Below are 13263 nucleotides of genomic sequence, written 5' to 3'. Positions count from 1 at the left end.
TTGAACTAGCGTAGGAAAGATACCGCCGAGCCCTGCGATTAGTCCTTAGCACCCTATTCATGTTTAACTTGAACGCTCAATCAAGTTAAACCACTGGTTTGCTGCCCGTTCATAACAGGAGGCTTGCCCTTGCCGAGTCCGTTACCGATTGCCCTGTTTCACACCCGCGAGGTGCCCGTTTCATGAGCACTTCGTCTCTTCCTCCTAGCGGTCAGGTCCGCATGAACCCGCCGGTATTCTACTTCGCAGCGACGTTCATTCTGCTGTTCGGCATCGTCGTCATTGCCATGCCTGAACAGGCCGGCGCCTGGCTGCTTGAAGCGCAAAACTGGGCGGCCAACACGGTCGGCTGGTATTACATGCTCGCGATGACGCTGTATCTGGTCTTCGTGGTGGTCACCGCCTTGTCCGGCTACGGCAAGATCAAGCTCGGTGCCGACCACGACGAGCCCGAATTCAGTTACCTGTCCTGGGCCGGCATGCTCTTCGCCGCCGGGATCAGCATCACGCTGTTCTTCTTTTGCGTGTCCGAACCGCTGACTCACCTCTCGCAACCGCCGCAAGGTGAGGCCGGCACTGCCGATGCAGCGCGTCAGGCGATGCAGATTCTGTTTCTGCACTGGGGCCTGCATGGCTGGGGCGTATTCGCTTTCGTCGGCATGGCGCTGGCCTACTTCGCTTACCGGCACAACCTGCCGCTGGCCTTGCGCTCGGCGTTGTACCCGCTGATCGGCAAGCGCATCAACGGGCCGATTGGTTATGCGGTGGACGGCTTCGGCATCATCGCCACGGTGTTCGGCCTCGGCGCGGACATGGGTTTTGGCGTGTTGCACCTCAATTCCGGGCTGGATTACCTGTTCGGCATCGCTCACACCCAGTGGATTCAGGTAGGCCTGATCACGTTGATGATGGGCGCGGCGATCATCGTAGCGGTGTCCGGCGTCGATAAAGGCGTGCGGGTGATGTCCGACATCAACATGCTTCTGGCCTGTGCGCTGCTGCTGTTCGTGTTGTTCGCCGGCCCGACGCAGCACCTGCTCAATACCTTGATCCAGAACATCGGTGACTACCTCGGCGCGTTGCCGATGAAGAGTTTCGACCTGTACGCCTACGACAAGCCGAGCGACTGGCTGGGCGGCTGGACGGTGTTTTATTGGGCCTGGTGGATTGCATGGTCGCCGTTCGTGGGCCTGTTCATTGCACGGATTTCCCGTGGCCGCACCATCCGTGAATTCGTCTTCGGCGTGCTGTTGATTCCGCTCGGTTTCACCCTGGCGTGGATGTCGATTTTCGGCAACAGCGCCATCGATCAGGTACTCAACCACGGCATGAGCGAGCTCGGCATGTCGGCCATCGAAAATCCGTCGATGACACTTTATCTGCTGCTGGAAACCTACCCGTGGAGCAAAACCGTGATCGCGGTCACGGTGTTCATCAGCTTCGTGTTCTTCGTCACCTCGGCAGACTCCGGCACCGTGGTGCTGTCGACCCTGTCTGCGAAAGGCGGTAACCCGGACGAGGACGGGCCGAAATGGCTGCGCGTGTTCTGGGGCGCGATGACTGCGCTGGTGACCAGTGCGCTGCTGTTCTCCGGCAGTATCGATGCGCTGAAATCAGCGGTAGTGCTGACGTCATTGCCGTTCTCGATGATTCTGCTGTTGATGATGTGGGGGCTGCACAAGGCGTTCTATCTGGAATCGCAGAAGCAGATCGCACAGATGCATTCGCTGGCACCGGTCTCCGGTTCGCGGCGCGGTGGCTGGCGTCAGCGCTTGAGTCAGGCTGTGCACTTCCCGTCTCGCGACGAGGTGTACCGCTTCCTTGAGACGACGGTGCGCCCGGCGATCGAAGAGGTGACGGCGGTGTTCGTCGAGAAGGGTCTGAACGTGGTCACGCAGCCCGATCCGTCGAACGACAGCGTCAGCCTGGAAATAGGTCATGGCGAGCAGCATCCGTTCATCTATCAAGTGCAGATGCGTGGCTACTTCACGCCGTCTTTCGCCCGCGGTGGCATGGGTTCCAAACAGCTCAATAACCGCCGTTACTACCGTGCGGAAGTGCATTTGAGCGAGGGCAGTCAGGACTACGATCTGGTGGGTTACACCAAGGAGCAGATCATCAACGACATCCTTGATCAGTACGAGCGGCATATGCAGTTTTTGCATCTGGTGCGTTGATAACGATTGCGCAATATTGGGTAATAAATGTCGTACAGCCCTTGTAATTTACAAGGGCTTTTTCGTTAACATTCATTTGAAGGAAATCGGTATGCCAGGGTTGGCAGCGCGGACTTGGCTAACCGCTTTTGCCAGTTTTCTGGTTAAAATTGGATCGCCGTTATTGTCCAAAACAATTCCCCCAAACGGGAGCACATAAATCTCCTCAACGACAAGTTTTTCTGATACTGGCATGCCTGGGTGCAACGAGACGTCTTTCTTACCCATTATGATAACTTCATTGTAAGCCTGCTTGAGTTGCCTCTGCGTCTCTAATAATTTCGAAGGTGGGGTAATTGAGTAAAAACTGCTGACATTTTTGTTTTTGAAGTCGGCAATTACTCCAGGGCGGTTTCCGCTGAAAATCGCTTGCGCTAATGCACCCTTTGCTTCAATCGTAGTTTTTTTCTCTCGAGATTTGTTTTTTTCGTTTCCTGCATGATTTGGAAAATTTACATCCATCGGAAACGTACCAATTAAATTGGAAGGAGATAGGCTAAGCTTGAACGCAATTTCTCCCATGGTGATCATTTGAGATTTTTTTGTTTTCCGATCACTTAAATCAATCAGGCTTGTGCTTACAGCATCCCATGACGAGAGCACTGTGCTTGCATCATCATTTAATAACGGGCTGTCGAGATTGTGGGTGCCTCTATCCAAGTCTAAGGTGTGAACCAATACCCAACTATCGGGAAGATTTTGCCATTGTTGGAGATTACTAACGTTTTCCGCATAAAACTGTTCTTTTTGCCGCTGTAGGTTCTTATGTTTTTTGGTGGCATTAGTATTAAATCGCTTGTCATCTCTACCGTCAGGGTCTATATGGCCAACAGGGTCATTACCTGTAAATTGATAGATATTCAAGCCGTCTACCGCTCCGGCAGGATCCGGATTCATCCAACGCTGCAGCCAAGGGGCGTAATAACGGTACCCATAATAATAAAGTCCTGTCGCATCTCGCTCCTTGCCAGCGTAGCGAAAAGTTTTGAGTCTTTCTCCAATAGCGGTATTACCCATCCACCATGCGGTGCCACCAAACGGATAGTAGCCCTCAACACTGAGCAGGTTAGCCTGATCATCCAGTTCCACCACGCTTGAGCCTAGGTGATTACTGAAGGCGTATATGAGGTAGCCGTTGGGGAGGTTTTCCGGCTTCTTGCTAGTCCAGTGCGTGACGCGGACAGAAATTCTTCCAATTTTTAGGCATGCGATATTTTTCTCTTCACCCGTCGCCGAACAGCGATGTATCTCGACTCCAGGTAAGTAACGAGTTTCGCTATGAAGTCGATGTGCATAACTTTGCATGCTACGTATTTTTCTTGCGCGATGGCCCAATCGATCATAAATATAAGACTCGTCATCTTCCGGCCCATCCGCCCGCTTGACTTGAGTGACATGCGTCAATTGGTTGCGAGCATCCCAGTTCATACGCTGTCCGCGTTGTAATTCTTGCTGGTTGCCATTTTCGTCAAAGCCGTTGGCAGCGTTCTCTTGATGAGACACGCTGCGATTGCTTGTTGCTGCTGTAAACATTTCGAAAGTTTTTGCGCCGCTGTGACGTCGGGTCTTTAAGTTACCGGCTTCATCGTAGTCGAATGTCTGTGTGTAAAGGGATAACTGGTTGGGGTCTACGATGGGCGTATGCCACAACGGCAGGCCGGGTCCATGGCTCGGCTGACTAACCTCCCGGCCCTTGGCTTCAACCAGTTGATAAAGACTGTCATAGCGATGACGAGCGATCGGCTCGATTAGCTGGTTCCGTGAATAGCGCGTGAGTTGGGATTTATCTTCAATGCTGCAAACGTTGCCCACAGGGTCGTAAAAAAAATGTAGATCCTGGAGGGGTTTTTCAGCATGCCCACAAATACTTAGTCGGACTAGAAGACCGTTAATTGCGCAATGCTCATAGGCAGTTACCACTCCATTGCCTGCTGTTTCTGTTTCGATCTCGCCGTCGGCTCCATAGCGGATATCGCTGATCAAGGGGATTGGCATTTCATCAGAGGACGTTGTCTTCAGAAGGACCGCTTTCAATTCACCGGCTGTGGTGTAATAGAACAGCCTGAGATTGGTCAAGGCATCTATTTGGATGAGCATGTCGCCCGCCGCGTTAAATGCCTGAGACGTGGTAAATATCTCTTTCTCAAGCAATGTGTCCCGCGACTCCAGGTCCAAGGGCCAGTCTGGAGGGTGCAGCTCGGTGAGAAAGCGGGTCCGCTCCATCGCAGATCTACCCCGCAGATCGAAATGGCAATGATCGAGAGTGCCTGCAGGGTGGTCGTGTCGGATAAGTTGGCCGCGTTGATTGTTTAGGGCCGAAGCGCCGCCATAGCTGAAACGCTCTACAGTACAAGGCGCCTGATTGGCCAGAGACTCCACCACTGCAACCAGCCGAAGCATTGCATCGTATTGGTTGTGATTTTGACTTCCTCGGCCGTCCCAACTTGAAAGCGGTGCCCCTGCACCATTTATGAGGTCAACTTTCCATCCGCTGTCGACGGCATCTGTGAGCAGCGGGCGGCCGGAAACGGCGCGGATTGTCGACATATTCGGATTAGGCGCAGTTCCCCATAATCTTGGGTCCCACGAGGAAGTAAGTTGCCCGGAAGCATTGAAGATTTGGCGGGTAATCCGCGTCTCAGCTGACTGTTCTACCCGCTGCCGGCAGTAAGCAACGTTGCGAATCGTCAAACCTCGCGGATCAGTCGCGATAAGATTCGGCGTCTCAGTGTCATGCGAGGAATGGCCGTTCATTGCAGTACTCCATACTCATTCGTACCCCACTCATCAAGCTGAAAGTGAGGGATTCTGCATGCTCGGGATACTGTAAGAAGTAACAGTTTGTTCGCCCACTCCTTGACTTGAGTATCACTGAAGCTCTTCCGAGAACACCATGAACAGCACCAGCGACGCCACCGGAATGCCGAACACGACACTGCCGACCACCAATTCCGTGGTCACGGACTGGCCGGCGGTGACTACGCCGATGGCACCGTTGATCATCGTCAGCGCCAGCCACAGGATGATGAAGCTGTAGGTCAGCGTGTGGCGGCTGAAGCCGATTTTCTCGCCGATGAACAGCATCAGGGCGAGGAGGATCAGGCCGAAGGTGATGATGATGGTGGTGTGCATAGTGAGTCTACCCGTCCGGTATGCATTGCTTTTGAGGCAGCCATCGCGAGCAGGCTCGCTCCCACATCCAACCGCCTTGCTGGATGAGAGCTCGGTCATTTGTGGGAGCGAGCCTGCTCGCGATAGGGTCACCTCGGTGTCCTTGCTGCTTATTGAGCATAGTCACCGCTATCCTTAAACCAACCCCCCATTCGCCCGCAGAATCTGCCCGTTGATCCATTCCGAATCCGGTCCCGCCAGAAACGACACCACTCGCGCAATATCCTCCGGCTGACCCAAACGCTCCAGTGGCGGCATCCTGGCGAAGTTCTGGATATGCTCCTCACTTTTGCCGTGCAGAAACAGCTCAGTCGCCACCGGCCCCGGTGCCACTGCGTTAACGGTGATGTTGCGCCCGCGCATCTCCTTGGCGAACACCTGCGTCAGCGATTCAACCGCAGCCTTGCTGGCGATGTACACCGCGTAACCTGGCAGATTCAAACCCACCGTGCTGCTGGAAAAATTGATGATCCGGCCGCCGTCGTTCAGGCGAGTGGCCGCTTCACGCATCGTGTTGAAAGTGCCCCGTGCATGGATATTGAAGGTCTGATCGAACAGCTCGTCGCTGTGTTGCGCCAGCGGCATGACTTTAAGAATGCCAGCGTTGTTCACCAGTACGTCGACCTTGCCCAGTTGCGCTTCGATTTCATCGAACATTCGCCGCACATCTTCCGCGCTGGCCACGTCAGCCTTGACCGCGATGGCTTGATGTCCCGCCTTCTGCAGCTCAACCGCCAATCGAGCTGCCTCGGTCGCACTGCTGGCGTAATTGATGGCGACGGAGAAACCGTCGCTGGCCAGTTGCCTGGCGATTACAGCACCGATGCCGCGAGAAGCGCCGGTGACGAGAGCGACTTTCGAAATCCGGTTTGTCATGACGGTGACTCCTTGGAGGTTATGGTCAGGCGGTGGAATCAGAGTCACATGTTTAATGCGGTCGATACAGATGCTGGCCTCCTGGAATGCTTAAAAATTGAGCATCTGCACAATCTGAAAGCAAGCAAAAGCGATGCTTATGCAGAGAGAATGCAGCCGCCGCCGGTCCCGGAAAAATGCAATGCGATGGCTTTACGCTAATATTTAACAGTGTGTGTATGGTGTGTATAGAACGCGACTACTTCGCGTAAGGTGCTCAGCAGATTGCTGGCCACTGGGACGAGGATTATGCGAAGTCGGGAGATGATCAGGATGATCGAGGACGATGGTTGGTATCTGGTAGCGGTGAAGGGTAGCCACCACCAATACAAACATCATTGCAAGACGGGTCGGGTAACGATTAAGCACCCCGATGCCGACCTTCCGAAAGGGACGATCAACAGCATATTGAAGCAGGCAGGTTTGAAATGAGACCTCACACTACCAAAGGGTTCTTTAGAAGGCCACATCACAGGAAGGATGCTCCGAAATGAAATTTCCGGTCGTTCTGCATAAGGATGCCGACTCTGAATATGGAGTGATTATCCCGGATGTACCGGGTTGCTTCTCCGCAGGCAGTACCGTCGCGCAAGCATTTGAAAATGTCAAAGAAGCGCTGTCTCTTCACTATGAAGGTCTGGTCGCGGATGGCGAGCCACTGCCGCAAGTGCGTGAAATTGATGCTCACCTCGATAATCCGGATTACTCAGGTGGTGTCTGGGGTGTTGTAGATTTCGACATCACACCTTACTTCGGCAAATCGGTGCGCTTCAACGCGACACTGCCTGAGCAGTTGCTGGAGCGCATAGATCAGACTGTCAGACGGGATCAACGCTACACCTCAAGATCCGGCTTTTTGGCCGCCGCGGCCTTGCGCGAGTTGTCGGCCTGACGCATATCCTGCAGGAGCGAGCCTGCTCGCGATAAGGTCGGCACGACCTTCAAGTTTCAGATAAGACTCACAAGAGAGGATTCGATGACCTACACCGCTGCCGAGAACCGCTACGACTCCATTCCTTACCGCCGCGTCGGTCGCAGCGGTCTGGTGCTGCCGGCACTGTCGCTGGGCCTGTGGCACAACTTCGGCGACAGCACGCCGATCGACACCCAGCGCTCGCTGCTGCGCACCGCGTTCGATCTGGGCATCAACCATTTTGACCTCGCCAACAACTATGGCCCGCCGTACGGTAGCGCCGAGATCAACTTCGGCCGTTTGCTGCGCGAAGACTTCAAGCAGTATCGTGACGAACTGATCATCTCCAGCAAGGCCGGTTGGGACATGTGGCCCGGTCCTTACGGCCAGGGCGGCGGATCGCGCAAGTACGTGCTGGCCAGCCTCGACCAGAGCCTGCAGCGTCTGGGCCTGGACTACGTGGATATTTTCTACTCGCACCGCTTCGACCCCGACACGCCACTGGAAGAAACCGCCAGCGCACTGGCCACCGCTGTGCAGCAGGGCAAGGCGTTGTACATCGGCATCTCGTCCTATTCCGGCGTGAAAACCCGAGAAATGGCCGCGTTGTTGAAAGAGTGGAAAGTGCCGTTGCTGATTCACCAGCCGGCGTACAACCTGCTCAATCGTTGGGTTGAGAAGGATTTGCTGGATACGACTGAAGAGCTCGGCACCGGCGTGATCGCCTTCACGCCGCTGGCTCAAGGTTTGTTGACCGACAAATACCTCAATGGTGTGCCGGCGGATGCGCGGGTAAATCGCCCTGGGGGTGGTTCTCTGCAGGCTGCGCATTTGTCCGAGGCCAACATTGAACATGTGCGTGCGTTGAACGAGATCGCCAAGCGGCGCGGGCAAAGCCTGGCGCAATTGGCGCTGGCGTGGACGCTGCGTGATCCGCGCGTCACGTCGGCACTGATCGGCGCGAGCCGGCCCGAGCAGATTATCGAAAACGTCGGCGCGTTGAAGAATCTGAGCTTTAGCCCTGAGGAGCTGGCAGAGATTGACCGGTTTGCCCAGGAAGGCGGGATTAATCTGTGGGAGAAACCGTCGACGGCTGAATAGCGTTTTCAGACAGTCCAGCGGACCGCATCGCCAGCAAGCCGTCTCCTACAGGTTTTGTGTAACACGGGGAGCTTGCGTCATCCCCGAATCTGTAAGGGCAGGCTTGCTGGCGATTAACGTCCGCAGGCCCGCCAACGCTAGTTACTGATCGCCAGAATACTCGCCTGGTACGACCCGACAAACACATCGAAATCACCCACTTCGTTGCGCTCAATCTCCACTTGCTCAACCAGCGACGCACGCGCCCGCTCTTCAAAGTTCGCCTGGTCTTCGCCACTCAACGGCTCGCTGCGGAAGAACTCGGCATGCGCCTGGCTCTGACGCAGGGAGAACTGGCTGAAGCTTTCCTTGTGCTCCGCCATCGCCGCCAATACCTGAGCGGAAGGCGTCAGCGAGGGATCCTTGACCTTGGCCAATTGTGCATCGAGCGCCTGGCTATGATTCTCGCCGCCATGGCTCTGATCCAGCAATGCCGCCAGCGGGGCGATTTGCTCCAGCAGTTCTGCTGCCCACTCCTTCAAGTCGACCGGCTGACCGTCGCGCTGCAATTGCAGGCCCGGACGGCGACCTTCCTTGACCACGCTGAGGAAGTTCGAGGTCGCGTTGCTGCAGGAATCGTTGGTCAGCAGCGGGCTGTCATTGAACGCGCAGTACAACAGAAATGCATCGAGGAATCGCGACTCGGTGAGGTCAATGCCCATCGGCAGGAACGGGTTGATGTCCAGGCAACGCACTTCGACGTACTGAATGCCACGAGAGACCAACGCCTGAATGGGCCGCTCGCCGGTGTAGGTCACGCGCTTGGGGCGAATGTTGGAGTAGTACTCGTTTTCGATTTGCAGGATGTTGGTGTTGAGCTGAACCCACTCACCGTCCTGATGCGTACCGATTTCAACGTACGGTGCATACGGCGTGGCCACGGCTTTACGCAGGCTGTCGGTGTAACTGGTGAGATCGTTGTAGCACGGCGTCAAACCGGCCTGGGCGTTGCTCTGGTAACCCAGATCGCTCATGCGCAAACTGGTTGCGTAGGGCAGATACAAGGTGTCCGGGTCCAGTTGTTCCAACTGATGCGAACGGCCGCGCAGGAAACCTGCGTCCAGCGCTGGTGACGCACCGAACAGGTACATCAGCAGCCAGCTATAACGACGGAAATTACGGATCAGCGCGATGTAGGCCGACGACTGATAATCGCGGTCGGTACCAACGAACCCTTCGGATTCTTTGAGCAGCGGCCAGAGCTTTTCCGGCAGGGAAAAGTTGTAGTGAATGCCGGCGATGCATTGCATGGTCTTGCCGTAGCGCAGGGCCAGGCCCTTGCGATACACATACTTGAGCTGACCGATGTTGGAGGTGCCGTAATAGGCGATCGGGATGTCCGCCTCGGCCGGCAACGGACACGGCATCGATGGACTCCACAGGTACTCGGTGCCGAGCTTGCTGTAGGCAAAGCGGTGAATCTTGTCCAGGCTCGCCAGCGTGTCTGCCGGGTCGGGCAGGGCAGGCGTGATGAACTCCAGCAGCGACTCGGAATAGTCGGTGGTGATTTGTTCGTTGGTCAGCGCGGAACCCAATTCTTCCGGGTGCGGCGTTTGCGCCAGGCGACCTTCGCCGGTTACGCGCAGGCATTCACGTTCGATACCGTGAAGACACTGCTCGAGCAGAGAGAGGTTAGCGCGCTCGCCGAGCAGAGCCAGGCGGCGGTTGAGAAGTTCGCTCAAGTTGGATTCCTTCACGCGTCAGTCGCCCCAATATGGGGGTGGGCAAGACGGTCTACAAGGGTGAAGTTAAAACTGGCGTTTTCGCCTGGTTTTTGCACTGACCACCGCAAGCCCTGCAGGAGCGACCTGTGGCGAGGGGGCTTGCCCCCGTTGGGCCGCGGAGCAGCCCCAAAATCTCTGGTGATCCCTAAAATCTTGCGAGTGCTACGCACTCGAACGGGGGCGAGCCCCCTCACCACAGTCACTTCACACAGGCAATCTCGGCGATGTGGCCACAGCGCTGAAATTAACCCAAATCCATGGCATCTCGCTATAGGACTGCGAACGTGCCTTGTGCTTTTGCGACAAGTTTTTCGCCCTGCATCACCTCGGCTTCGACCACCAGCGTGCGCCGACCCGGGTGAATCACCCGCGCCGTGCACATCACTTCACCGTCTGAAACGGCGCGAATATAGTTGATCTTGCATTCGATGGTCGCACTCTGCTGGTCAAAGCCGTGGGAGCTGGAACAGGCCAACCCCATGGCGATGTCCACCAGACTGAACAATGCCCCGCCGTGCAGCTTGCCGCCGCGATTGCGCAGTTCAGGCGCCAACGCCAGGGCGACTTGCGCCACCCCGGTATCCAGGCTGTGCAAGCGACAGCCCAGTAGCTTGAAATACGCGCTTTCGGTCAGGCCGGCAGGAATGTCCATCAACGTTTCTTCAACTGTTTGGCGTTGGCGAACAGCGAAGCCATGGCGTTATTGGCCGGCGCCGCAGTGGCGGTCTCCTTGCGCGGTGCGGTGTTCTGGGACTGGCGTGGCGCCGACCCGGGACGCGCACCACGGGCACCGTCGATTTTCTCCCCCGGCGTGTCGCTCATGCGCATCGACAGGCCCACGCGTTTACGCGGAATGTCGACTTCCATGACCTTCACTTTCACCACGTCACCGGCTTTCACCGCTTCACGAGGGTCCTTGATAAACTTCTCCGAAAGCGCGGAGATGTGCACCAAACCGTCCTGATGCACGCCGATATCAACGAATGCGCCGAAGTTGGTCACGTTGGTCACCACGCCTTCGAGGATCATCCCCGGCTGCAGGTCCTTGAGCTCTTCGACGCCTTCCTGGAACGCGGCAGTCTTGAATTCGGGACGCGGATCGCGACCGGGTTTTTCCAGCTCTTGCAGGATGTCGGTAACCGTCGGCAGGCCGAAGGTTTCGTCGGTGTACTTCTTCGGATCGAGGCGCTTGAGGAACGCGGCGTCGCCGATCAGCGAGCGAATGTCACGATCGGTTTCAGCGGCAATGCGCTGTACCAGCGGATAGGCTTCCGGGTGAACCGCCGACGAATCCAGCGGATTGTCGCCGTTCATGACGCGCAGGAAACCTGCGGCCTGTTCGAAGGTTTTTTCGCCCAGACGCGCAACTTTTTTCAACGCCGCACGGGTTTTGAACGCGCCGTGTTCGTCGCGGTGGCTGACGATGTTCTGCGCCAGCGTCGCGTTGAGGCCGGAGATCCGCGCCAGCAGCGCCACCGAGGCGGTGTTCACATCGACGCCGACGGCGTTCACGCAATCCTCGACCACGGCGTCAAGGCCGCGCGCCAGTTTCAGCTGCGAGACGTCGTGCTGATATTGGCCGACACCGATGGATTTCGGATCGATTTTCACCAACTCAGCGAGTGGATCCTGCAAGCGACGGGCAATCGACACCGCGCCACGAATCGACACGTCCAGGTCCGGAAATTCCTTGGACGCCAGTTCCGACGCCGAGTAAACCGACGCGCCGGCCTCCGAGACCATGACTTTGGTCATCTTCATCGCCGGGTACTTTTTGATCAGCTCAGCAGCAAGCTTGTCGGTTTCGCGGCTAGCGGTACCGTTGCCGATCGCAATCAGGTCCACCGCGTGCTTGGCGCACAGAGCGGCCAGAATCGCGAGGGTCTGGTCCCACTTGTTGTGCGGCACGTGCGGGTAAACTGTGGCGTGATCGAGCAACTTGCCGGTGGAATCGACCACCGCCACCTTGCAGCCGGTGCGCAGGCCCGGGTCGAGGCCCAGTGTGGCGCGCGGGCCGGCCGGCGCCGACAGCAACAGGTCGTGCAGGTTGTGCGCGAACACGTTGATCGCTTCGGTTTCCGCGCCATCGCGCAGTTCGCCGAGCAGGTCGGTTTCAAGGTGCGTGTAAAGTTTGACCTTCCAGGTCCAGCGCACTACTTCGCCCAGCCATTTGTCGGCGGCGCGGTTCTGGTTCTGAATGCCGAACTGCTGACCGATCATGCCTTCGCACGGGTGCATAGTGCCGGGCAATTCATCTCCGATTTTCAGAGCGGAACTCAGAATGCCTTCGTTGCGACCCCGGAAGATCGCCAGCGCGCGGTGCGACGGCATGCTTTTCAGCGGTTCGTCGTGTTCGAAATAGTCGCGGAATTTGGCGCCTTCCTCTTCCTTGCCGGCAATCACGCGGGCACTCAAAGTGGCTTCTTGCTTCAAATAGCTGCGCAATTTGTCGAGCAGGCCCGCGTCTTCGGCGAAACGCTCCATGAGGATGTATTTGGCGCCTTCGAGGGCGGCCTTCACATCGGCCACGGCTTTCTCGGCGTTGACGAAGCGCGCAGCTTCGGTTTCCGGGCTCAGGGTCGGGTCGTTGAACAGGCCATCCGCCAGGTCGCCGAGGCCGGCTTCAAGAGCGATCTGGCCCTTGGTGCGGCGCTTCTGTTTGTACGGCAGGTACAAGTCTTCAAGGCGGGTTTTAGTGTCGGCGAGCTTGATGTCGCGCTCGAGTTGCGGGGTCAGCTTGCCTTGCTCATTGATGCTGGCGAGGATGCTGATGCGCCGTTCGTCGAGTTCTCGCAGATAGCGCAGGCGCTCTTCCAGATGACGCAACTGGATGTCATCGAGGCTGCCGGTCACTTCCTTCCGGTAACGGGCGATGAAGGGAACGGTAGAGCCTTCATCGAGTAGCGCGACGGCCGCTTCGACCTGTTGTGGGCGTACGCCGAGTTCCTCGGCGATGCGGCTGTTGATGCTGTCCATAAAACCACCTGACAAATTGTGAAAGCAGGCTCGCGGGCACAGGGATAAAGGCCCGGCGAGTCTGGTTGAGCGGCCTGGCCGGCGCCGCTACCTGAATCAACAGGCATCCCGTTGACCCGTGAAATCGAACATTTACTGCCGGCACCGTGGAAATAAAAGCGGCGGCCGCAGCAGAAATCAGACGTTGCCTGACACAAAAGGCCGCGCA

Annotated in this window: 11 protein-coding genes; 5 read left to right on the top strand and 6 right to left on the bottom strand. The window is 56.8% G+C overall.

What is annotated here, in order from left to right; genetic code table 11:
- Positions 1-221: 221 nt before the first annotated feature.
- Positions 222-2177 (top strand): choline transporter BetT, encoded by a 1956-nt coding sequence (gene betT, locus DU29_RS0106620; RefSeq protein WP_177326946.1) that lies wholly within the window; start codon positions 222-224, stop codon positions 2175-2177.
- Between the two features lie 72 nt (positions 2178-2249).
- On the opposite strand, the gene DU29_RS01000000129545 is transcribed toward betT, so the two are convergent.
- The 3 genes from DU29_RS01000000129545 to DU29_RS0106605 all read right to left on the bottom strand — a co-directional run bounded on the left by DU29_RS01000000129545 (position 2250) and on the right by DU29_RS0106605 (position 6263).
- Positions 2250-4970, bottom strand: coding sequence for an RHS repeat domain-containing protein (locus DU29_RS01000000129545; protein WP_081832445.1), 2721 nt, complete (start codon positions 4968-4970; stop codon positions 2250-2252).
- Between the two features lie 114 nt (positions 4971-5084).
- Positions 5085-5348 carry a hypothetical protein gene (locus tag DU29_RS0106610; RefSeq protein ID WP_028621024.1) on the bottom strand — a complete coding sequence of 88 codons (264 nt, stop codon included), beginning with the start codon at positions 5346-5348 and terminating at the stop codon, positions 5085-5087.
- 174 nt (positions 5349-5522) lie between these two features.
- Positions 5523-6263 (bottom strand): SDR family oxidoreductase, encoded by a 741-nt coding sequence (locus DU29_RS0106605; RefSeq protein WP_028621023.1) that lies wholly within the window; start codon positions 6261-6263, stop codon positions 5523-5525.
- 48 nt (positions 6264-6311) lie between these two features.
- Between DU29_RS0106605 and DU29_RS1000000132790 the strand changes: the two genes are divergently transcribed.
- From DU29_RS1000000132790 to mgrA, 4 genes are all read left to right on the top strand, one after another.
- Positions 6312-6464: a hypothetical protein gene (locus DU29_RS1000000132790; RefSeq protein ID WP_161781277.1), complete on the top strand. Its 153-nt coding sequence runs from the start codon at positions 6312-6314 to the stop codon at positions 6462-6464.
- 87 nt (positions 6465-6551) lie between these two features.
- Positions 6552-6734, top strand: a complete 183-nt coding sequence (locus DU29_RS0106595) for a type II toxin-antitoxin system HicA family toxin (protein ID WP_028621022.1) — start codon at positions 6552-6554, stop codon at positions 6732-6734.
- 58 nt (positions 6735-6792) lie between these two features.
- Positions 6793-7194, top strand: a complete 402-nt coding sequence (locus DU29_RS0106590; protein WP_028621021.1) for a type II toxin-antitoxin system HicB family antitoxin — start codon at positions 6793-6795, stop codon at positions 7192-7194.
- Between the two features lie 84 nt (positions 7195-7278).
- Complete coding sequence (gene mgrA / locus DU29_RS0106585; protein ID WP_028621020.1) at positions 7279-8316, top strand: L-glyceraldehyde 3-phosphate reductase; 1038 nt, start codon at positions 7279-7281, stop codon at positions 8314-8316.
- Positions 8317-8453: 137 nt separating this feature from the next.
- On the opposite strand, the gene gshA is transcribed toward mgrA, so the two are convergent.
- The 3 genes from gshA to DU29_RS0106570 form a co-directional block, all read right to left on the bottom strand.
- Positions 8454-10037: a glutamate--cysteine ligase gene (gene gshA, locus DU29_RS0106580; RefSeq protein WP_028621019.1), complete on the bottom strand. Its 1584-nt coding sequence runs from the start codon at positions 10035-10037 to the stop codon at positions 8454-8456.
- A 310-nt stretch (positions 10038-10347) separates the two neighbouring features.
- Positions 10348-10731 carry a PaaI family thioesterase gene (locus DU29_RS1000000130895; RefSeq protein ID WP_028621018.1) on the bottom strand — a complete coding sequence of 128 codons (384 nt, stop codon included), beginning with the start codon at positions 10729-10731 and terminating at the stop codon, positions 10348-10350.
- Positions 10731-13055 (bottom strand): Tex family protein, encoded by a 2325-nt coding sequence (locus tag DU29_RS0106570; RefSeq protein WP_028621017.1) that lies wholly within the window; start codon positions 13053-13055, stop codon positions 10731-10733. The genes DU29_RS1000000130895 and DU29_RS0106570 overlap by 1 nt, the downstream gene beginning before the upstream one ends.
- Positions 13056-13263 lie beyond the last annotated feature (208 nt).

The sequence above is a fragment of the Pseudomonas sp. Ant30-3 genome (assembly GCF_000690905.1).
GTDB lineage: Bacteria > Pseudomonadota > Gammaproteobacteria > Pseudomonadales > Pseudomonadaceae > Aquipseudomonas.
The sequence above is the reverse complement of the archived record's forward strand: the minus strand, read 5'-3'. Positions and strand labels throughout refer to the sequence as shown.

Bases quoted from the DNA above. Each gene is read 5' to 3' on its own strand.
- betT (WP_177326946.1), top strand. From the start codon at position 222: ATGAACCCGCCGGTATTCTACTTCGCAGCGACGTTCATTCTGCTGTTC.
- DU29_RS01000000129545 (WP_081832445.1), bottom strand. From the start codon at position 4,970: ATGAACGGCCATTCCTCGCATGACACTGAGACGCCGAATCTTATCGCG.
- DU29_RS0106610 (WP_028621024.1), bottom strand. From the start codon at position 5,348: ATGCACACCACCATCATCATCACCTTCGGCCTGATCCTCCTCGCCCTG.
- DU29_RS0106605 (WP_028621023.1), bottom strand. From the start codon at position 6,263: ATGACAAACCGGATTTCGAAAGTCGCTCTCGTCACCGGCGCTTCTCGC.
- DU29_RS1000000132790 (WP_161781277.1), top strand. From the start codon at position 6,312: ATGTTTAATGCGGTCGATACAGATGCTGGCCTCCTGGAATGCTTAAAA.
- DU29_RS0106595 (WP_028621022.1), top strand. From the start codon at position 6,552: ATGCGAAGTCGGGAGATGATCAGGATGATCGAGGACGATGGTTGGTAT.
- DU29_RS0106590 (WP_028621021.1), top strand. From the start codon at position 6,793: ATGAAATTTCCGGTCGTTCTGCATAAGGATGCCGACTCTGAATATGGA.
- mgrA (WP_028621020.1), top strand. From the start codon at position 7,279: ATGACCTACACCGCTGCCGAGAACCGCTACGACTCCATTCCTTACCGC.
- DU29_RS1000000130895 (WP_028621018.1), bottom strand. From the start codon at position 10,731: ATGGACATTCCTGCCGGCCTGACCGAAAGCGCGTATTTCAAGCTACTG.
- DU29_RS0106570 (WP_028621017.1), bottom strand. From the start codon at position 13,055: ATGGACAGCATCAACAGCCGCATCGCCGAGGAACTCGGCGTACGCCCA.